Raw genomic sequence first — 20,328 nt, 5'->3', positions numbered from 1 at the left:
CGGGCATTTTTCGATTTTGTTGTGTTAGGTTGCGATGATTCTCGGTGGATGACGCCTGCGGCTTATCCCCCCTACAAAACCCAACCTCAAACCCAATCGTAGGTCGGATAAGCGCAGCGTCATCCGACTCCAACACAGGTGCGAAAATGCCCAACTATCGCCGCATGCGGGTCAACGGTGGAACGTGGTTTTTCACCGTCAATCTGCATGACCGCAAAGATGATTTGCTCGTCAGACATATTGAGGAACTCAGGCAAGCACTTGGAAAGGTCAAAGAACGCAATCCTTTCGAAATCAACGCCTGGGTTGTTCTGCCGGATCATATGCACTGCATCTGGACGCTGCCATCCGACGATAGCAACTATTCTCAGCGCTGGCGGGCAATCAAAAAAGCCTTCACGAAATCCCTGCCCGGAAATCCCACCGTCTGGCAAAAACGCTTTTGGGAACACTGCATCAAGGATGATCGCGATTACGCGGCGCATGTCGATTACGTTTACATCAATCCGGTTAAACATGGTTTCGTCAAAACGGCCTGCGAATGGCCTTATTCGTCTTTTCACCGAGATGTAAAACGAGGGCTTTATCCGGCGGATTGGGCGGGGGAAGTGGAAGATTTTAGTGCCGGTGAACGAAAGGCCGGTGGATGACGCCTGCGGCTTATCCCCCCTACAAAACCCAAACCCAAACCCAAACCCAAACCCAAACCCAAACCCAAACCCAAACCCAAACCCAAACCCAAACCCAAACCCAAACCCAAACCCAAACCCAAACCCAAACCCAAACCCAAACCCAAACCCAAACCCAAACCCAAACCCAAACCCAAACCCAAAACCAAAACCAAAACCAAAACCAAAACCAAAACCAAAACCAAAACCAAAACCAAAACCAAAACCAAAACCAAAACCAAAAATCCAAACCCAATCGTAGGTCGGATAAGCGCAGCGTCATCCGACACTAATCCACCCGAATAACCATCCCGTCAAACCCGGCTTCGCACCCTTCGGGTAACGCATTCTCCATCAGCCAGCAATCGAACTGGTGGCTGATATGGGTGAGGACCACACGCGGGCAGCCGATGTGTTTATTTAGCTCAATTACGGTATTCAAATCGCAATGGTTTTTCGGGGTCTGCGTGCGCGGCTCATGGCTGCAATCAATCACCATCACCTGCGGCTTGTTGTTGGCCAGAAACTTCAGCGTTTTTTCCGGCAGGCCTGCGGTATCGCATAACCACGCGACCCGGCTGTGCGGGGTTTCAAACAGATAACCGAGTGTCAGTTTGGAATGGTTGAGCGGCACGGGCGTGACACGCAGCGCTTGCAGGGTAAACCCAACAAACGGTTCAAGCGTGTGGCTGAAATCGAGAATGCCAGGGTGTTTAAACAGATCGTCGCAACCTTGTTCATCGGCAGGGCCGTAGACCGGGATTTTCTCGCCCACGCCCCAGCGCAGCGGAAATAAACCCTGCACGTGGTCCATGTGGTAATGGGTCAGCAAAAACTGCTGAAATTCCGCAGGTTGCCAGTGGTCCATTAAATCGGGAATCCCGGCATCCAGCAGCGTCACCGCTTCGTTAAACTTCACCACTGCGCTGCAAGGCTTACGGCGATATTGCGGATTATTGCGAGCACGCTCGCAGGCGGCACAAAAACAGCCAAAAGCAGGCACCAGTTGTGCACCGCCCGTTCCGCTAAGGGTTAGTGTCAGGCTCATTCAGTGTCTCCACTGGCTTGGTAAACCGAAAATGGGTCTGCTGATACCCTTCGCGCAGATAAAAACGATGGGCGTCCAGGCGTTTGGTGCTGGTGGAAAGCTCGGTCAGCTCAGCTCCGGCAATGCGCGCCTGTTGTTCCGCCCAGGCCATCAGCTTGCTGCCCACGCCGTATCCCCGAGCTTGCGGCATCACCACCAGTTCCTGAATTTCTCCCACCCAATTCACATGGTGCAGATGAAATTGCAGCTGCAAACCCACCATGCCGACCACTTCGCCATTGAGCAGCGCCAGATGGTAATGCACATTGCGTTCTGCGAGGTTTGCCGCAAATCCATTATTAAATGCCTGGCGATCAAACTGGGCCTGTTTGAGTTCGCAAATCAGCCTATATACGGCATCGCTGTCAGCAGCGGTTGCGGGACGTAATTCGACGATATGCTTTACCTCAATGACATCAGACATGGCGCGGTTCCTTCGGACGAAAATGGACGATGTTCGTGTTGCGTCGGTTATTCACCAGACGCATAAACGATAAGACAGACTCTGCCAGACTGCCATCGTTGTTAAGTATCAGACATTCGTCCAAATCCGGTGCGTAGAAGGCGGCACGTTGCAGGCGTTGCTCGATTTGTGGTGCAGTTTCGCGCCCGCGAGCTTCAAGACGCTTGCGCAAAACGTCGGTTGAAACATGCAGACAAATTGGCACTAACGCCTCGCCATAACGCGCTCGCGCCTGTGCTAAATGCTCGCGCGAGCCGTTCACCACCACGTCGAAGCCGGAGTCGAGCCAGATATCCAGCTCGATGCCGATGCCGTAACTTTGGTGATGGGCCTGCCAGCACAGGGCAAACAGACCCTGTTGCTGGCGCTGAGCGAACTCCTTTTCACTCAGCGCGATATGGTTTTCACATCCGGCATCGGCAGCGCGGGTGATGTAACGGTGCGCCACCAGTAGTTGATTATTCTCCTGCTGGCGCAGTGCCGTCAGCAGGCTGTCTTTCCCGGAGCCAGACGGCCCCATCAACCAGACAATTTTGCTCATCAGAACACCCGTATTCCCTGACGCCAGACATGGCCGACGTGAACGTGGTCACCGTGAAGATGCGCCAGTACCATATCGGCACGTTTGCCTTCTGCCAGCACGCCACGGTCATCGAGATTCAATGCGTTGGCCGGGTTGCGCGTCACCAGTGCCACCGCTTGTGGCAGGGTGAAACGGTTTGATTCGTCGCTGGCGACGCGGAATGTAGCATCCAGCAAACTCGCCGGGTAATAGTCGGAAGAGAGAATATCCAGTAGCCCGGCTTGCGCAAGCTGATGCGCCGCGACGTTACCGGAATGCGAGCCGCCGCGCACAATATTCGGGGCACCCATCAACACGCTCATTCCATGCTGATGCGAGGCCTGGGCGGCTTCAAGCGTGGTGGGGAATTCGGCAATCACAATGCCCAGCTCGTGGGATTCTGCAACGTGAGCGCGGGTGGCGTCATCGTGGCTGGCAAGCGCGATATTGCGCGCGCGGCACTCGGCGGCAATCGCCAGGCGGTTGGGCTGTGACCAGCGTTCAGCCAGTGCTAACTGTTCAGCTTCGTAGCTGTCCATGTCGGCATCGTTAAGCTGATATTTCCCCTGGTAATATTCGCGATATTTCACCAGGTTTGCGAACTGGCGCTGGCCTGGTGAGTGGTCCATCAACGACACCAGCGACACGCCGCTACGTTCAATCAACTGCTGGAACAGCGGCAGTGTGGTGTGGTGCGGCAGTTCGCAACGCAGATGCAGGCGGTGCTCGGCGCGGTTCATACCACGCGCCTGGCTGTCCATCACTGCGTTAATCATCTTCTCGAGGTTATCCAGACGGTCGCCACCGTCGCGTACATCGCCCAGCGCCACGGCGTCCAGCACCGTGGTGATACCGCTTGCCACCATTAAGGCATCGTGGCTGCTCATCGCTGAGTGCGCAGGCCAGTCCACTTTCGGGCGCGGGGTGAAGAATTTATCGAGGTTGTCGGTATGCAGTTCGATTAACCCCGGCAGCAACCAGCCGCCTGCGCCATCTTGCGCTTGCGGTAGCTGGCTTGGGCTGTCGGCAAAATTACGAATTACGCCGTCGGCCACTTCCAGCGAGCCGTTAACCACTTCATTTTCCAGCACCAGTTTGACGTTGTTAATGATCATTTTTAGCCTCAACAGTTGCCATATTGTGCAGGCGGTCTGCGACCAGGTTGCGCACGCTTTCGTCGTGGAAAATCCCGACCACTGCCGCACCGCGTGCTTTGGCTTCCAGAATCAAATCCACCACGGCGGCGCTGTTTTTCGCATCCAGTGAGGCGGTCGGTTCATCGAGCAGCAAAATTGGGTAGTCGACGATAAAGCCACGGGCGATGTTCACGCGCTGTTGTTCGCCGCCGGAAAACGTCGATGGTGCCAGGTTCCATAAGCGTTCTGGCACATTCAGGCGAGTCAGCAGCATTGACGCTTTGTCTTCACAGACGTCACGTGAAACACCCAAATCCAGCAGCGGTTGCATCACCACTTCAAGTGCTGAAATACGCGGGATGACGCGCAAAAACTGGCTCACCCAGCCAATGGTCTGGCGGCGCACTGCCAGCACGTCACGCGCTGGAGCCTGCACAATGTCCAGCCACGCGTCGTTATGTTTGACCCAAATATGCCCCTGGTCAGGCAAATAGTTGGCGTACAGCGAGCGTAAAAGGGTGGATTTTCCGCTGCCGGAATGGCCGTGCAGCACCACACATTCGCCGGATTCCACTTCCAGCGAGGCATTCGCCAGCACTGGCAAACGGATACCGTGCTGATGGTGTAACACAAAGGTTTTGCTGAGGTTTTCAACCCGTAATCTGTACATATTGGTTCCTTAAAACGTATGCCATGACGTCGGATGACGGCTTCGCCTTATCCGACCTACAGGTGTGCAGTGTGTATTTTTCGTAGGTCGGATAAGACGCGTTAGCGTCGTCATCCGACAAATGTCAATTTTGCAACACTGATGACACCAGCAACTGGGTATACGGGTGGTGCGGGTCGTCCAGCACGCGGTCGGTCAGGCCGCTTTCCACCACTTGTCCCTGCTTCATCACCAGCAGGCGGTCTGCCAGTAAACGCGCCACGCCCAGGTCGTGGGTGACAATCACTACTGCCAGATTCAGTTCGCGTACCAGGCCGCGCAGCAAATCGAGCAGGCGCGCTTGTACGGAAACGTCCAGCCCGCCGGTTGGCTCATCCATAAATACCAGTTTCGGATGCGTCACCAGGTTGCGGGCGATTTGCAGACGTTGCTGCATGCCACCGGAAAACGTGGTCGGTAAATCGTCGATTCGCGAGGCCGGGATTTCCACCTCTTCTAACCAGCGCTCGGCGGTAGCGCGAATGTCACCGTAGTGGCGCGCACCGGTCGCCATTAAACGCTCACCGATGTTGCCACCTGCCGAAACGTGGCGGCGCAGGCCGTCCATCGCGTGTTGATGCACCACGCCCCATTCGGTGCGCAGCAAGCGGCGGCGGTCGCCTTCGCTCATGTCATATAAAGAAGAATCGAGGTACACCACTTCGCCGTTTTGTGGGGCGAGGCGGGCGGAAATCGACTTCAGCAGCGTGGTTTTACCCGAGCCGGATTCGCCAACAATGCCCAGCACTTCACCCGGGTAAAGCTCGAATGAAACATCGCTGAAGCCTTTGCCCGGCGCGTACAGATGGGTCAGGTTATTGACCGAAAGTAAGGGTTGAGTCATGAACTTGCGGCCTCGCTGTTCTGGCGGCAGAAATCGGTATCGGAGCAGACGAACATGCGGTTGCCCGCATCGTCGAGCACCACTTCGTCAAGGTAACTGTGTTGCGAGCCGCAAATCGCGCACGGCTCTTCCCACTGCTGGACGGTAAACGGATGGTCGTCAAAATCGAGGCTCTCGACGCGGGTATACGGCGGCACCGCGTAGATGCGTTTTTCGCGCCCGGCACCAAACAGTTGCAGCGCGGGCATCATGTCCATTTTCGGGTTGTCGAATTTCGGGATTGGCGACGGGTCCATCACGTAGCGCTCATTCACTTTCACCGGATAGGCGTAAGTGGTGGCGATATGGCCGAAACGGGCGATGTCTTCATACAGTTTCACCTGCATCACGCCGTACTCTTCCAGCGCGTGCATGGTGCGGGTTTCGGTTTCGCGCGGTTCAATAAAGCGCAGCGGTTCAGGGATTGGCACCTGGAAAATCAGGATCTGATCTTCAGTCAACGGCGTTTCCGGGATGCGGTGGCGGGTCTGAATCAGCGTGGCATCGGCAGTGGATTCGGTGGTCGCCACGTTAGTCACACGCTTGAAGAAGTTGCGAATCGATACCGCGTTGGTGGTGTCGTCTGCGCCCTGGTCAATCACCTTCAGCACGTCGTTTTCGCCAATCACGCTGGCGGTAATTTGAATACCGCCGGTTCCCCAGCCGTACGGCATCGGCATTTCACGCCCGCCAAACGGCACCTGGTAACCGGGGATTGCCACGGCTTTGAGGATCGCGCGGCGCAGTGTGCGTTTGGTTTGTTCATCCAGATAAGCAAAGTTGTAGCCGGAGAGTGCCTTAGTCACGATTACGTTCCTTTTGCAGACGTTTAAGCAGTTCCAGTTCGGCCTGGAAGTCGACGTAGTGCGGCAGTTTCAGGTGCGAGACAAACCCCGCGGCTTCGACGTTATCGGCGTGAGCCAGCACGAACTCTTCGTCCTGCGCCGGGCCTGCTACGGTTTCGTCGTAATCCGGTGCTTGCAACGAGCGGTCAACCAGCGCCATGGCCATCGCTTTGCGTTCGCTCATGCCGAACACCAGCCCGTAGCCACGGGTGAAGTGCGGGTCTTCATCAACAGGTGCTACAAAACCGTTGACCATTTCGCATTCGGTTACCAGCAATTCGCCGATGTTGACGGCAAATCCCAGCTCTTCCGGCACAATTTCCATGTCAACATAACCACTGCGAATTTCAGCGGCGAACGGGTGGTTGCGGCCGTAACCGCGCTGAGTCGAATAGGCGAGAGCCAGCAAATAACCTTCGTCGCCACGCACCAGTTGTTGCAGGCGCGATGAACGTGAGCACGGGTATACCGGCGGCTGGCGGGTGATGTCATCGGGTTTTTCGCCGTTATCTTCTTCCGCTTTTGCCAGCCCCTGTTTCGCCAGCAGACTGAAAACGTGCGGTGCAGGTTCGGCGTTGTCATCAGTCGTTTTCAGTTCTGGCGTTTCACCGTTTGCCAGCAAAGTGAAATCCAGCAGACGGTGGGTGTAATCGTACGTCGGGCCAAGTAACTGGCCGCCAGGTACGTCTTTGTAGACCGCGGAAATTCGGCGTTCGAGACGCATCTCCGCGCTGTTCAGTGGCTCGCTCACCGCCAGGCGTGGCAGCGTGGTGCGGTAAGCGCGCAGCAGAAAGATGGCTTCAACCATGTCACCGCTGGCTTGTTTAAAGGCGAGTGCCGCCAGTTCGCGATCCGCAATGCCGCCTTCGGTCATCACGCGGTCGACCGCCAGCCCAAGCTGTTGCTCGATTTGCGCGACGCTCAGCTCACTCAGATTCTGATCGCCACGGCGATTGTGTTCCTGCAATTGGTGGGCGGCGGTAATCGCCTTTTCGCCCCCTTTGACGGCTACGTACATCAGCACACCTCCACGTGAGTGGTGCGCGGGATGGCCAGCAGGCGCTCGCCGCAGGTGAGGATTAAATCAATGCCCAGCGGGAACGGGTGCGGGCGCTCGGTCAGTTCGTCAATCACGCAGTCGGGCAGTTGTGGGGCGATCATCCGTTCTTCGAGAATGCCCGCGCCGGTTAAGCGCAACATGCGGCCGCCGCTCAGGCTCGACACCTGCAAAATCAACGTGGCGCTAGTGTCGGGTGCCACGTCTGTTCCCTGCGCCAGAGCGTTAAGTTGCTCAGCGGTAATGGCGCTATCGGCAACGGCAAACTGTGCGTGTTCCGGCGTCTGGGAAATCGGGGTGTTGGTATGGAAGCGGACGTTTTGCAGCGTGACGTCATTGCTTAACGCTTCGCTAATCCACACCGGAGTGTCGTTGTCGGCAAGCGTCAGCAGCACGCTGGTGGAGGCGATGTTTAGCGGTTTCCAGCCATGTTGCAGTGAATGCAGCGCCACGATAACGCCTGGCTCGCTCATCGCTTTTAGCAGGCGACGGAAGCTCTGTTGGGCGTCCTGCACGGGCAGGTTAAAAGCGGTCATCAGGGTCATGCGTTATCTCCGCGAACCAGAGTGAAGAAGTAGACTCGGCTGCTGTTAATTTGGGTGCGACGGGCGGCCAGGCGTTGCTCGCGGTTGGCGGCTAGCGGTGCAATTAAGGTTTCTTGTAAAGTCTGGAACTGCACTTTTTCTTGCATCAGCGCATCGATGACAGCACAGCGTTCGGCGTGGGCTTTATCGCGCCCTGAAAGGTAGCTGTAACCGTAAGTACCATTGGCAAGCTGAACCACGGCGCGAGTCAGGGTGGCGTCTCCGGCAAAGAAGCGTTGCCCGGTGCCGCCCATGCGCGCCTGGATTTGTACAAGTCCGGTTTCGGACTTGCGAATTACTTGATATTCAGGATTTAGTTTCAGTTCTGCCCAAAGTGCGGCCAGTTCTTGTGGCTGGCTGTGGGCGAGCACGGCCATCCACTGCTGGCGCTGTGCGATGTCAATTTGCGGTGCGTCCATTTAGTGCTCCATGGTGAATTCGATCATGTCGGCGCGGGTCAAGCTGACGGAGTATTCCGCCGGGTTGATTTCGCCTTCACGGTGGTTGAGAGTGCGCACGCAAAGCAGCGGAGCCATGTTGGGGATTTCCAACTGGCGGCTTTCTTTAGCCTGAGCGCGGCGTGCGCTGATGCGTGTTTGGGTACGTTTAAGGCTGATGCCGAGCTGGGTTTCGATGATGTCGTGCAGCGAACCGTGGTTGAACTGTTGCAGCACCGGCCACCACGAAAGATCAGCAAAGTAGTGGTCAATCAGGCACACCGCGATACCGTTGACGCGGCGTAAGGTGCGCAGGTGAATAATGTTTTCACCCTCAGTGACGCCGAGCGCGTCTGCGACATGGCTGGAAGCCGGGCGCAGTACTGCGAGTAAGCGCTCACTGGTGGGGTGGCTTCCCTGGTCGAGCAGGTTCTGGCTAAAGCGGGCTTGCGCATTTAGCGGGTAGTCAAACGGGCGCATCAGCACTAACACACCAATGCCCTGACGGCGCTGCACCCAGCCTTTTTCCACTAACTGATCGATGGCGCGGCGCAGCGTGTGGCGGTTTACGGCGTAGTGTGCAGCCAGTTGGCTTTCGGCTGGCAGGTAATCGCCGCAGTGGTAATTTTTACGCAGCTCCTGCTCTAGCAGCGCGGCGATTTCCTGGTAACGCGTCGGGTAACTGGTCGGATGTCTGGATAAGTGCATTTTCAGTCAATCCTCTGTGTGGCATTTACGGCGGATGACGCTGCGCTTATCCGCCCTACGGAAAAGAGTGGCCATCGTCATCACCTAGATAAAGTGCTTACGCAGTCGTTGCGACATGAAATCCAGCAGGCTGACGGTGACGATGATGATGATCATCAGCGCACAGGTTTGCTGGAACTGGAATCCACGAATCGCTTCCCACAACGTCACGCCAATCCCGCCTGCGCCCACCATGCCGACCACCGTTGCCGAACGGACATTCGACTCAAAGCGGTATAGCGAGTAGGAGATAAGCAGCGGCATCACTTGCGGCAGCACGCCGTAGAGGATTTCTTCAAGTTTGTTAGCGCCGGTTGCGCGGATGCCTTCCACCGGGCCGGGTTCGATGGCTTCCACGGCTTCAGAAAGCAGTTTGGAGAGCACGCCCGTGGTGTGGATGAACAGTGCCAGGACGCCTGCGAAGGGGCCGAGGCCGACGGCGACCACGAATAGCATCGCAAACACCATTTCGTTGATGGCACGGCAAGCGTCCATTAAGCGGCGCATTGGTTGGTAAACCCACCATGGCACCAGGTTGTCGGCACACATCAGGCCGCAGGGAATGGAGATAACGATAGCCAGCGCGGTGCCCCAAACGGCGATTTGCAGGGTGATAAACATTTCCCCCAGGTAATCACGCCATTGGCTGAAATCAGGTGGGAAGAAGTCGGCCGCGAAGGTGGCCATGTTGCCGGAATCTTTAATCAAAGTGAGCGGTGCCATTTCCGCGCCTTGCCAGGAGGCTACGAGGACCGCTAACAAAATCGCCCAGCTCAGTAGCGAGAACCAGCTACGTTTTGGTGCGGCGATTTGAATGGTTTGCTGCATGGAGTGCTCCGTTGGTTTGTGCTTCTTTGCCCTCACCCTCTCCTGAGGGAGAGGGTGAGGGCCTGAGGCGATTACTGAACTGCTTTATTCACGCTGGTCATCGCAGACAGTGCGGCAGTCAAACGATCCAGGTCGCTAAGTTGGTTTTGCAACTCGCTGACCTTCAGAGTTTTGTCTTTCTCATCCATGCCTTTGTTGTCCTTCACACCCTGCATCTGTTTAAACAGCGCCAGCTGGCGAATCGGCACCAGTTGCAGGTCGCTGGATGGACGGAACGGTGCCCAACCCAGGCGGCTCAACATTTCTTTCTCTTCCGGCGTTTTGCCGTAAGTCATAAAGAAGTCGTAGATTTTGTCTTTGGTGTTTTCGGACAGGTTTTTACGCCATACGATTGGGTCGCCCGGAATCAGTGGCGATTTCCAGATGACCTTCAGTTCTTTCAGTTTGTCTGGTGCAGAGGATTTCAGTTTTTCGAGGTTTTCGGTGTTGTTGGTTGCCACGTCGATTTGCTTATTCGCAACCGCCAGGGCGTTGGTTTCATGGCTGGCATTCACCGAACGTTTAAATTCGTTCACCGAAACGTTGTTCTTGGCGAAAACGTAGTAGCCTGGGACGAGGTAGCCAGAGGTTGAGTTCGGGTCACCGTTACCAAACGTCAGGTCTTTACGTTTTGCCAGCAAGTCTTGCAGGTTGTTGACTGGGCTGTCTTTGTTAACAATTAGCACGCTCCAGTAACCCGGAGAGCCATCTACCGCCACGGTCTGCGCAAACACCTGGCCGTTAGCGCGGTCTACCGCTTCCATCGCCGAAAGGTTGCCGTACCAGGCAATATCAACCTTGTTAAAGCGCATGCCCTGAATGATCCCTGCGTAATCCGGTGCGAAGAAAGCGTTCACTTTCATGCCCAGCTTTTTCTCCATGTCCTTCAGGAACGGTTCCCATTGCGGCTTCAGGTTTTGTTGCGATTCGGTGGAGATAATGCCGAAGTTCAGGGATTTTTCTTGTTCATCCGCATGGGCTGCGTTGAACAGGGCGCTAACGCTCAGCAGGCTGGTAAAGGCTAGTGCTTTTACGGCTTTGTAGCTCATGACTGTTCCTTGAGGTAGATGACAAATTTGTTAGGCAGCGACCGCATCAACGCGAGCCATACTGCGGTAAAGATTTCCCAGCCGTTCGTTGTCGAACGCCGAACTGCTTCCGTCGTAAAACACATGGCCCTGGCGCAACGCGACAATGCGTTCGCAGTAGCGTAAGGCGTAATCCACCTGGTGCAGCGTCACCACCACGGTGATGCCATCCAGACGGTTAATGTCGTGCAGTGTTTCCATCACGATGCGTGCGGATTCCGGGTCGAGTGAGGCAATCGGCTCATCGGCGAGAATCACTTTTGCTTGCTGCATCAGAGCGCGGGCAATTGCCACGCGCTGTTGTTGCCCACCGGACAGGGTGGAGACACGTTGATGAGCAAACTGAGTCATGCCGACGCGGGTCAGTGCCTGCAACGCACGTTGGTTTTGTTCGCGGGTGAACCAGTTAAAACAGGTGCGCCAGAACGGCGTGGAACCCAGTGCGCCAATCAGCACGTTTTCCAGTACTGTCAGGCGGTTTACCAGGTTGAATTGCTGGAAGATGTAGCCGGTGTGCGCGCGGCTTTTACGGATGTCGCTTGCCAGACGGCCCGCTTTTTGGACGGTGCGGCCGAGCAATTCAACATGGCAATCGGCTGATTTATCAGAAGTAATCAGGCCGCTAAGATGGCGTAAGAGGGTGGATTTGCCTGAGCCAGACGGCCCCAGCAGAGCGACCATCTCACCTTCGTTGACTTCAAGATCGACGGCATTTAGCGCCTGATGCTGGTTGAAGGTTTTGCTCAGTTTGTTGACGCGAATAATGTTTTGCATCACAAGGCTCCTTAAAAAGTTGCCTCATGGTGCCGATGAAGTGTGACGATTTTGTTAACGTTATATTTCGATATGATGAAGAGTGAGTCACAGCCTGGAAGTCATCAGGCTAATCAACTATTTGTCGTATTGTGAGTCGCTTCGTTTTTGTATTTCCTTACTAGTACCCGTCGGTCATTGGGAAGGCAGCGATGAGCAAGAATATTATTTTTTGTGCCGATGGCACATGGACCGCTCCAGGTGTAGAACCAAAAATTGATGATGAGACTGTAGCCAGTAATGTTTATCAGTTATTTATTGATTTGAAAGGCGTTGTTGACCAGCAGAGTTTGTTGTTAGCCAATGAGCAAGAAAAAGTGCTGACGGATAACAGCGGCAATGTGGTGCAAGTGGCGAAGTATATTTATGGCATGGGCGATCCGCATAATGGCCTGGTAAAACGGTTAAGTGGCGTATTTGGCGCGAATTTGATCGTGCCGATCCTGCGCGGCTACACCTTTATCAGCCGCCACTGGCAAGCGGGCGACAGGATCTATTTGGTGGGGTTTAGCCACGGTGCTTATACCGCGCGGGTACTGGCGGAGATGATCATCGATCGTGGGCTATTAAGCCGTGAAAAGCTGAATTTAAACCTGCGCAATAAAGAAGAAGCCTGGCGCTTTGCCTCATCGGTGTGGGCACAGTATCTGGCCCATTCACCAGAAATGAGCCCCAGTCTGTTAGGCAGCGTGGTACGCGAGTTGCCGGGTTTTTTTTGCGACAGCGTCGACCCAACCTGCATTACGCGTCCGTCTTCCATTGAAGCGGTGGCGGTGTGGGAAACGGTCGGACAGATGGGCATTCCTAAATATTTCAATGACAAGCGTTACAACGTTTTCCGCTTTAATAATACCGAGCTGCATCCAAGGGTCAAATATGGCCTACAGGCGTTGGCGATTGATGAACAGCGCGTCGATTTAGCCCCGGTGCTGTGGGACAACCGCGATCGTATTTTGCAGGTGATGTTTCCCGGTATTCATCAGGATGTCGGCGGGGGGTATGACAATACTGGTGAGGATCGTAGTTTGTCGAATGGCGCGTATTTGTGGATGCACGATGCGCTCGACGATTTGGGGATTAATCTCGCCCCCAGCGACGTCGCGGCTGACCCGCTCGGGCCGCTGCATTGCGACTGGTATCCGCCAACCCGTTATTTGCGCATTTTGCCGCGCCAGCTTCCTCCGCCAGTGACCTCATCAATGATGGTTCACCATTCGGTTATTGAACGGTTGACGGGTGGTTCAGAATTGCCGCAGCAGTCGGCGGTGACCGGGGAATGGCTGGCAGGGCCTTACGTTCCGCAGCCGTTACAGGACTATTTGCACGGGCAGGGCGCAATCCCAATCAGCTGGGCGATTGCACGTTAGGATTAAGGGGCTGGCGCCTGTTATCGCAGGCGGTCGCCCCTAAAACTGATTACATCGGTTTTTCGACGTTTACCATCCACGGAATGCCAAATTTGTCGGTAAACATTCCGAAGCCTTTCGCCCAGAATGTTTCGCTCCACGGCATAGTGACTACGCCACCGGCGGAAAGGTTATCAAACCAGCGTTTTCCTTCAGCAACATCTTGACTGGAAAGACTCAGCGCATAGCCAGCGTGCTTCGCTTTATCGGAATCCATCATATTGCCGTCGCTCATCATCACGTCGCCGCCGCCAATGCGGACGTTAGCGTGCATGATTTTATCGTCTGGCCAGTTAAAACCGCTGTTGCATCCTTCAGCCGACTGATTCTGGTCTTTTGGCATTTCGCCAAACGTCATTTTAAACAGCAGTTCAGCACCCACCGCTTGTTGATAGAACGCGATCGCTTCTTCGCAGGTGCCGTCAAAAAAGATGTAGGGTCCAACAGACATAACTTATTCCTCTTATACACGGAGTGCAGAAGAAGTGTAGTTGCGGCGAGTGGGGCAAGCCAGGCGGGGGGGAGTGGTTTTTCAGCCTCTTGTGGGGGGAGATCTGTAAGCCTCGCGGATTTTCCGTTCACCCGTGCGTTCAGTTACCTCTTTAATTACCGATAACGGTGAACGTATCAAGGGGTTAACGCCAACCCCTTGATAATCCAGGCGCCCGGCAAATCAATCGCCGCTAAAGCGGTAAACACCGTTTTTCACCCAACATTCGGGGTCGTTCGCGATTCGTTCCTGACGATCGCTCTCTCACGTGGCTCCCGGCCACGTGACCCCGACTGAAGGGTAAAAAACGGCGCGATTGAAGCCGGGAACAAGGTCAAAACCGCTCTGGCTTATGACTTTGACCTTGAATTTCGGGTCCGGCTTAAATCGCCTCCATTTTGACTCCAGGTGGCAGGGTCCAGCCGTCGGGAACGGCTGGAGGGCGCGATCGTCTGGAACGAATCGCAACCGACCCTGACACGGAGGCTAAATGGAGGTTTACCGCTTGCGGCGATTTATTTGCCGGGAGTCAGGGTTCTTAGGGTGGCGACGGTGGCCACCCTAAGACGTTCACCGGTTCTGTGGCGACATAAACATTCAATCGCCTGGTGAACGGAACCTTCTCCGAATCAGCAGGAACCGTCCTTCAAAGATGCGTACAAGAGACCGCCTTGGCGATAGGAGAATTTACTTAGTTCTTCTTCACAAACTCTGACTTCAGCTTCATCGGACCAAAACCATCAATTTTACAATCGATATTATGGTCGCCTTCAACCAGACGGATACCCTTCACTTTAGTGCCAATCTTCAGCATTGAAGAGCTGCCTTTCACTTTCAAATCTTTTACTACGGTGACGTTATCGCCATCAGCCAGCAGGTTGCCATTGGCATCTTTAACAATGAGTTGGTCGCTGTCTTGGGCGGGTTCTGCATCATTCCATTCATGCGCGCATTCAGGGCAGATAAACATACCGTTGTCTTCGTAGGTGTATTCAGAATTGCATTTTGGGCAATGAGGGAGTGTCATATTCGTCATCTCTGGAGTCATAGCTTTAAAAATAGCGGTTTCCCGCAAAAGTGGCGAAATTATACATTAAAACCTGGTTTTTGTGTGGATGATTGCCGCTGTGCCTTATCGCATGGGCCAGGAGGAAAACAAAAAGAAATATTTTCACTGCGCAATCAATTGCTAAATTCGCGATGAAAATACACAATTAGTTTATCAAAATGCGTTATTGTATTTTCCTCTGGTTGTCTGATCAGATTTTATCTATATAAATAAAACATCTTTAATATAACATTATCGAATTAATGATTCCTGCGTGTAATTATAAATGCCGGTACTTAATCGGTAAGAAAATAAATGACTTTATAAAAATCCGGATAATTTGATTTAAGGAAGGATTTTTTATGCACACACAAGCAATATTTGAGTTAGGTCAGGAGGCTGAGCGGTTATTGCAACTTGCGCTGCAAAATCTCAATACCTTAAAAACGACCTCTTTTACTACACAGCAAGACGAGAATTATTTTGGGCAATCGCCGACGGGGTCGGTTGTTCCTCCTAAGTTTTGTCCGCGTGGCATTCAGGTGCAGCAGGCGTTGTTGCAAAATGAGCTACGCAAAATCACCCAACATGAAATGGTGTTGGCAATCGTTGGGACGGTGAAAGCGGGGAAATCGACTACCATCAACGCCATTATTGGCACAGAAGTCCTGCCAAACCGTAATCGCCCGATGACAGCGTTACCCACATTGATTCGCCACACGCCTGGTCAGCGTGAACCGGTGCTGCATTTCCCGTACGTGCAACCCATCGAGGAATTAATGCAGGCCTTGCAACTTCGTTTGCAACAAACCGAAAGAGAAACGTTGGGCAGGCATCTGGAAATTGATCGGGATATGGCGGGGTTATTAACCAGAATAACCATGGGGGAATCTTTTGCTAAGCATTATCTTGGTGCCCAGCCTATTTTTCATTGCCTGAAAAGCCTGAATGATTTAGTGCGCTTATCCAAAGCACTGGATGTCGCATTTCCATTTAAAGCCTATGCCGCAATTGAGCATGTTCCGGTCATTGAAGTGGAATTTGTCCATTTAGCTGGAATTAATGAAAGCTATGGACAACTGACTTTATTAGATACTCCTGGCCCAAATGAAGCCGGGCAACCGCATCTGCAAAAAATGCTCCAGGAGCAACTGGCGCAAGCCTCTGCCGTGCTGGCGGTGCTGGATTACACCCAACTGAAGTCGGTTTCTGATGAAGACGTGCGAAAAGCGATATTAGGTGCTAGTTCTTCGGTGCCGTTGTATGTGCTGGTGAACAAGTTCGATCAAAAAGACCGCAATGGCGACGACGAAGCACAGGTTAAGACATTGATTTCAGGCACCTTGATGAAAGGGGTGATTGAGCCAAACCATGTTTTCCCCGTCTCTTCAATGTGGGGATATTTAGCCAACCGCGCCCGTCATGAACTGGCATTGCACGGTATGTTGCCGGATCCCGATGAACATCGCTGGGTGCAAGATTTTGCCGATGCGGCGCTGGGCCGCCGTTGGCGTAGTACCGATCTCATTGATTCAGAGAGTTTGCGCCAGTCAGCCGAATTATTGTGGGAGGACTCGCAGTTTGCCAGCCCAATCAAAAAAGTGCTGCATGCCGCACATGCTAACGCCTCGATGTACGCGCTGCGTTCTGCCTGCCAGAAATTACTGGTCTACACGCAGGGCGCGGAAGATTACCTGAATTTCCGCTGCCAGGGGTTGCGCATTGCCAGTGAACAATTACAGCGCAATATCGCAGCACTTGAAGATGACATGCGTCTGGCGACCGACAGCCAGCAGTCGGCCAGTGCAGTTGCACAAAGCAATGTAAACCAGGCTGTGCAAACGATGGAGGATTTCATCCGCCGTTATGAGCTGCAAATTAATGCCAATATTGCGGACTATTTCCTGCAAGGTACGGTGCCGGAAAAACTCACCCGTCAGGCGTTGTCGTTTGGTACGCGTCGCGGAATCGATTTTGATGCCCGCAATGAAACGCTGAGTTTTGATGATGAACAATCGGCGCAAATTGCGCTACACAGAATCCGTGCTTCATGCGAGGTAATCCTCACCGCGGCGCAGGAAAAGATGACTGAGGAGCTGATGCATCTGTTCAGTTTTTTGGAAGTCGAACTGGCGGATACGCTGCGTAATACCTTAAAACCGATTGAAGCTCGCGTCGCTCAAGGGCTAACCCAGGCCGGATTTCGCACCAATATCAGCCTGCCAGTGTTTCACGTCGGGTTATTAAATTTCAATGCCAATCAGGCATTTAACCAACTGATTGAAGAGCAGGATATTCCTGTCGCACAGTTACGCCGCCCGGCCGGGATGCGTGGTACTGTTGCGCGCTGGCTGAATAGCGACGAATGGGGCTGGGAAGGTTATACCGTGATGCAAAGCCGCTACGTGATTTCCCTGCCTGATGTGCAGCGCAAGCTGAGTGAGCACATTGCCAGCTTCCTGTTGCAGCTCAATCAGACCATGACTGTGCAAATTGAATATGCCGTGAGCGAGGGAATGACGGCCTTCTTTGCTGATTTTTCTCAAGCACTGGACGCCATACATCTGAACCTGCAACAAAGCCTGATAGCACGCCAGCAAAATGAAGATGCGGTCACGGCCTTGCGCCAACAGCTCCAGCAGTGCTTACGCACCACGCGATATATCCATGAGGACACCCGCCTGCTGCGGGATGATATTCAGACGCTATTTACGGTAGAACAACCATGAGCAATTTATTACCTGGAACGCCAACTCGCGCCCTGGAATGTGTCGCTGAAAAATTTGTCGTCGATTTTGCAAAGAATAGTGGTGTCACGCGTGAACCATGGCACAGCCAGCAAAGCAAAGCATTTTATCAGCGGCTGATTGGTGAATTTATCGGCCAGAGTCAGTTGCAAAAATGGGCGCTGGACGAGGTGTTGATGGATACGCCTGAAGTGACGATGGCGATGCTCGGACAGCTTTGTCAGCGGGTGGGGAAAAAGCACCACGCGCTGGTCAAAGTCTATGACAGTGTCACGGCTTTAGTGGCAGCCTCAGTGCGGTTGGCCAACGACTCAACCATCACCCGCCAGCAATTATCTCAAGTGCAGCAGCAGCTTGCGCAGCGTGTGGGTAAACTGGAAACGCAATTACACGGTACGGATTTGACACATTTGGGCATTGTGCATTGCGAGCAGGTTTTCGCCCGTTGGCAGGCCGGACATTACCTCAGTTTCTCCCCCGCCGGGCGCTGTTATGTCGCGCTGCAAGAGTTGTACTGGGGGGCATTTGGCGATGCGGTGCGCTTTGGTCATTCATTGCAGGCTAGCGAGCTAATTGAACAAGTGCGTGCGCTGGCTATCAGCCAATTAGCGCACGATGTGAATGCGTCTGTTCGCACACGTCATTATTACTATGAATGGCTGATGTTTCCGTCCACACCGGAAATGATGGAAAGCAAAGAAGCGCTGGCATGGCTTGGTGACGATTCGGACTGCGAAAAGCAACCCGTGAGCTTTGCGACCACCCAAACCCACCGCGGCGTGTCATTGGGAATGCCACGAATATGTTCCGCAATGCGTTTGGGTAGCGCGATGGTTGATGAAGTTCTGATTAAATAAAAAATGAATACCGCAATTATCCTAAATATATATATTTTGTATTGAATGTGACCAAAGGATGTGTTCACATTTATCATATTGTGAATTTTTATTAAATATTGTGTCTATGCGGGGTCTTTTTAGCGTCGGCATTATTGTTCATGGACGAAATAATTGCGGATTCAAAATAATTGCACCCTTAGTATTTTCACGTTCTGTGTCTTGCTATTTATTCCCCCGGTATTTTCTGCACCGCTTAGCCCTGCGGATCGCGACCTTATTCGCCAGGAACAACAGGGCTTATTGCAACAAAATCAGCAGCAAAGGGAAGAATTACAACGTTCTGTTCCATTACGTCAACCTGCTGTAACTGAACCGGTGACCCGCGCTGGACCCTGTTTTAATATTCATTCCATCAATATCAATAATGCAACACTGCTTTCCGATAAAAAACAGACTGAATTTAAAAAATCTTATATCAATCAGTGTATTGGAATGGATAAGATCACGCAGTTAACGCGAGATATTTCCGACTGGTATATTCAGAAAGGATATATTACCAGCCGTGCTTTTATCACTGAGCAGGATTTATCACAGGGTGAATTAAACATTGCGGTGATGGAGGGGCGGCTTGAGAAAATACGCCTGGAAGGCAGTTCTTCCCGCCAGTTATATATGGCCTTTCCTGGCCTTGAAGGTGAAATCCTCAACCTGCGTGACATTGAGCAGGGCATGGAACAAATCAACCGCCTGCGCAGCAATCCGGTGCAGATTGAAATTCTGCCTGGCAGCAAACCAGGCTATTCCATCGTTAACCTCACCGCGACGCCTGAATTTCCCCTCGGCCTCTCGCTGGGCTTTGATAACAGCGGGCAAAAAAGTACCGGTACTGGCCAGCTTAACGGGGCGCTGACGGGTAATAACCTGCTGGGCATTGCCGATAAATGGTTTATTAGCGGCGCGCGCAGCAGTGATTTTTCTGATTCGCATGATGCACAAAGTGTGCAGGCAGGACTGAGCGTACCTTACGGCTATAACCTGTTTGATTACAGCTACAGCTGGAGCAATTACCTCAGCACCATTAATAACAATGGCTTTGGCTGGGCGTCAACGGGCGACAGCCAGTCACACCGTTTTACCGCCTCGCGGGTGTTGTTCCGCGACGGCGACATCAAAACCGGCGCTTCAGTTGGCCTGACACATCAAATCAGCCGTAACTATCTTAACGATGTACTGCTCGACAGCAGCAGCCGCAAGCTGACCAGCCTGTTGTTTGGCCTGAACCACACGCAAAAAATCTTCGGTGGTGTTGCCACGCTGAACCCCACATTCAGCCACGGCGTGCCCTGGCTGGGGGCGGAAAACGACCACGGTAAAAACGACGCTCTGCCAAAAGCTGAGTTCAAAAAATGGAGCGTCAACGGCAGCTTCCAGCGCCCGGTGGCGAACGATTTATGGTGGCTGACCAGTTTCTACGGGCAGTGGTCACCCGACCGGCTGTATGGCAGCGAACGCCTGACTATCGGTGGTGAAAGCTCGGTGCGCGGTTTTAAAGAGCAGTATTTATCCGGTGATAACGGCGGTTACCTGCGCAATGAACTCAACTATGTGCTGTTCACGTTGCCATTTATTGGCCAGGTCAGCAGCGTCGTTGCCCTTGATGGTGGCTGGCTACAAAAAGATAAACACGACCCGTGGGCATCCGGCACGTTGTGGGGGACAGCGGTGGGGTTATCCAGCACCAACCGTTATTACGCCAGCCAGTTCACGGTGGGAACACCTGTCAAATACCCGGACTGGTTAGCGCCTGATCATCTCAGCATTTATTACCGCATTAGCATTGTTTTGTGAGGCC

General features: G+C 53.4%; 21 protein-coding genes. 5 read left to right on the top strand and 16 right to left on the bottom strand.

Features of this window, described 5'->3' with window-relative positions; all coding sequences use genetic code 11:
- The first annotated feature begins 146 nt into the window (after positions 1-146).
- Positions 147-650 (top strand): REP-associated tyrosine transposase, encoded by a 504-nt coding sequence (locus tag MNO13_RS22595; RefSeq protein WP_241939336.1) that lies wholly within the window; start codon positions 147-149, stop codon positions 648-650.
- 307 nt (positions 651-957) lie between these two features.
- On the opposite strand, the gene phnP is transcribed toward MNO13_RS22595, so the two are convergent.
- The 14 genes from phnP to phnC all read right to left on the bottom strand — a co-directional run bounded on the left by phnP (position 958) and on the right by phnC (position 11,907).
- Positions 958-1,716, bottom strand: a complete 759-nt coding sequence (gene phnP / locus MNO13_RS22590) for a phosphonate metabolism protein PhnP (RefSeq protein ID WP_241939335.1) — start codon at positions 1,714-1,716, stop codon at positions 958-960.
- Positions 1,694-2,179: an aminoalkylphosphonate N-acetyltransferase gene (gene phnO / locus MNO13_RS22585; protein ID WP_121814502.1), complete on the bottom strand. Its 486-nt coding sequence runs from the start codon at positions 2,177-2,179 to the stop codon at positions 1,694-1,696. The genes phnP and phnO overlap by 23 nt, the downstream gene beginning before the upstream one ends.
- Positions 2,172-2,759 carry a ribose 1,5-bisphosphokinase gene (gene phnN / locus MNO13_RS22580; RefSeq protein WP_133523032.1) on the bottom strand — a complete coding sequence of 196 codons (588 nt, stop codon included), beginning with the start codon at positions 2,757-2,759 and terminating at the stop codon, positions 2,172-2,174. The genes phnO and phnN overlap by 8 nt, the downstream gene beginning before the upstream one ends.
- The gene (phnM, locus tag MNO13_RS22575; protein WP_064541082.1) at positions 2,759-3,895 is read right to left on the bottom strand and encodes an alpha-D-ribose 1-methylphosphonate 5-triphosphate diphosphatase; all 1,137 of its coding nucleotides are present in this window, start codon (positions 3,893-3,895) and stop codon (positions 2,759-2,761) included. Before phnM ends, phnN begins: the two co-directional genes overlap by 1 nt.
- Positions 3,885-4,586 carry a phosphonate C-P lyase system protein PhnL gene (phnL, locus tag MNO13_RS22570; protein ID WP_064541079.1) on the bottom strand — a complete coding sequence of 234 codons (702 nt, stop codon included), beginning with the start codon at positions 4,584-4,586 and terminating at the stop codon, positions 3,885-3,887. Before phnL ends, phnM begins: the two co-directional genes overlap by 11 nt.
- A 124-nt stretch (positions 4,587-4,710) precedes the next feature.
- Positions 4,711-5,469 carry a phosphonate C-P lyase system protein PhnK gene (gene phnK, locus MNO13_RS22565; RefSeq protein WP_064541076.1) on the bottom strand — a complete coding sequence of 253 codons (759 nt, stop codon included), beginning with the start codon at positions 5,467-5,469 and terminating at the stop codon, positions 4,711-4,713.
- Positions 5,466-6,314 carry an alpha-D-ribose 1-methylphosphonate 5-phosphate C-P-lyase PhnJ gene (gene phnJ / locus MNO13_RS22560; protein WP_064541073.1) on the bottom strand — a complete coding sequence of 283 codons (849 nt, stop codon included), beginning with the start codon at positions 6,312-6,314 and terminating at the stop codon, positions 5,466-5,468. Before phnJ ends, phnK begins: the two co-directional genes overlap by 4 nt.
- The gene (locus MNO13_RS22555) at positions 6,307-7,371 is read right to left on the bottom strand and encodes a carbon-phosphorus lyase complex subunit (protein WP_133523031.1); all 1,065 of its coding nucleotides are present in this window, start codon (positions 7,369-7,371) and stop codon (positions 6,307-6,309) included. Before MNO13_RS22555 ends, phnJ begins: the two co-directional genes overlap by 8 nt.
- Positions 7,371-7,955 (bottom strand): phosphonate C-P lyase system protein PhnH, encoded by a 585-nt coding sequence (gene phnH / locus MNO13_RS22550; protein WP_064541067.1) that lies wholly within the window; start codon positions 7,953-7,955, stop codon positions 7,371-7,373. Before phnH ends, MNO13_RS22555 begins: the two co-directional genes overlap by 1 nt.
- Entirely contained in the window at positions 7,952-8,413 is a 462-nt protein-coding gene (gene phnG, locus MNO13_RS22545) for a phosphonate C-P lyase system protein PhnG (protein ID WP_241939334.1), read from the bottom strand. Before phnG ends, phnH begins: the two co-directional genes overlap by 4 nt.
- The gene (gene phnF / locus MNO13_RS22540) at positions 8,414-9,139 is read right to left on the bottom strand and encodes a phosphonate metabolism transcriptional regulator PhnF (RefSeq protein WP_064541062.1); all 726 of its coding nucleotides are present in this window, start codon (positions 9,137-9,139) and stop codon (positions 8,414-8,416) included. It abuts the gene before it with no gap.
- An 84-nt stretch (positions 9,140-9,223) separates the two neighbouring features.
- Positions 9,224-10,006 (bottom strand): phosphonate ABC transporter, permease protein PhnE, encoded by a 783-nt coding sequence (gene phnE, locus MNO13_RS22535; RefSeq protein ID WP_064541059.1) that lies wholly within the window; start codon positions 10,004-10,006, stop codon positions 9,224-9,226.
- A gap of 71 nt (positions 10,007-10,077) precedes the next feature.
- The gene (gene phnD, locus MNO13_RS22530; protein WP_064541056.1) at positions 10,078-11,094 is read right to left on the bottom strand and encodes a phosphonate ABC transporter substrate-binding protein; all 1,017 of its coding nucleotides are present in this window, start codon (positions 11,092-11,094) and stop codon (positions 10,078-10,080) included.
- A 30-nt stretch (positions 11,095-11,124) separates the two neighbouring features.
- Entirely contained in the window at positions 11,125-11,907 is a 783-nt protein-coding gene (phnC, locus tag MNO13_RS22525) for a phosphonate ABC transporter ATP-binding protein (protein WP_064541053.1), read from the bottom strand.
- A gap of 191 nt (positions 11,908-12,098) precedes the next feature.
- Between phnC and MNO13_RS22520 the strand changes: the two genes are divergently transcribed.
- Positions 12,099-13,313, top strand: coding sequence for a phospholipase effector Tle1 domain-containing protein (locus MNO13_RS22520; RefSeq protein ID WP_121814497.1), 1,215 nt, complete (start codon positions 12,099-12,101; stop codon positions 13,311-13,313).
- A 49-nt stretch (positions 13,314-13,362) separates the two neighbouring features.
- Here the strand turns inward: MNO13_RS22520 and yjdN are convergent, their stop codons facing one another.
- Together yjdN and MNO13_RS22510 are read right to left on the bottom strand one after the other, a co-directional pair.
- A complete protein-coding gene (gene yjdN / locus MNO13_RS22515; protein WP_064541045.1) occupies positions 13,363-13,803 on the bottom strand; it encodes a VOC family metalloprotein YjdN in 441 nt (146 codons plus the stop codon).
- A gap of 730 nt (positions 13,804-14,533) precedes the next feature.
- Positions 14,534-14,869 carry a zinc ribbon domain-containing protein YjdM gene (locus tag MNO13_RS22510; RefSeq protein WP_034492586.1) on the bottom strand — a complete coding sequence of 112 codons (336 nt, stop codon included), beginning with the start codon at positions 14,867-14,869 and terminating at the stop codon, positions 14,534-14,536.
- A gap of 383 nt (positions 14,870-15,252) precedes the next feature.
- Here MNO13_RS22510 and MNO13_RS22505 point away from each other — a divergent pair, with 383 nt between their 5' ends.
- The 3 genes from MNO13_RS22505 (at position 15,253) to MNO13_RS22495 (ending at position 20,324) form a co-directional block, all read left to right on the top strand.
- Positions 15,253-17,619 carry a dynamin family protein gene (locus MNO13_RS22505; protein WP_241939333.1) on the top strand — a complete coding sequence of 789 codons (2,367 nt, stop codon included), beginning with the start codon at positions 15,253-15,255 and terminating at the stop codon, positions 17,617-17,619.
- On the top strand, positions 17,616-18,494 hold the full coding sequence (locus MNO13_RS22500) for a diguanylate cyclase regulator RdcB family protein (RefSeq protein ID WP_064541033.1): 879 nt from the start codon (positions 17,616-17,618) through the stop codon (positions 18,492-18,494). The genes MNO13_RS22505 and MNO13_RS22500 overlap by 4 nt, the downstream gene beginning before the upstream one ends.
- Before the next feature lie 201 nt (positions 18,495-18,695).
- Complete coding sequence (locus MNO13_RS22495; RefSeq protein ID WP_241939332.1) at positions 18,696-20,324, top strand: ShlB/FhaC/HecB family hemolysin secretion/activation protein; 1,629 nt, start codon at positions 18,696-18,698, stop codon at positions 20,322-20,324.
- Positions 20,325-20,328 lie beyond the last annotated feature (4 nt).

The sequence above is a fragment of the Buttiauxella ferragutiae genome (assembly GCF_022637515.1).
Classification (GTDB): domain Bacteria; phylum Pseudomonadota; class Gammaproteobacteria; order Enterobacterales; family Enterobacteriaceae; genus Buttiauxella; species Buttiauxella ferragutiae.
This window is presented reverse-complemented; position numbering and strand designations above follow the sequence as displayed.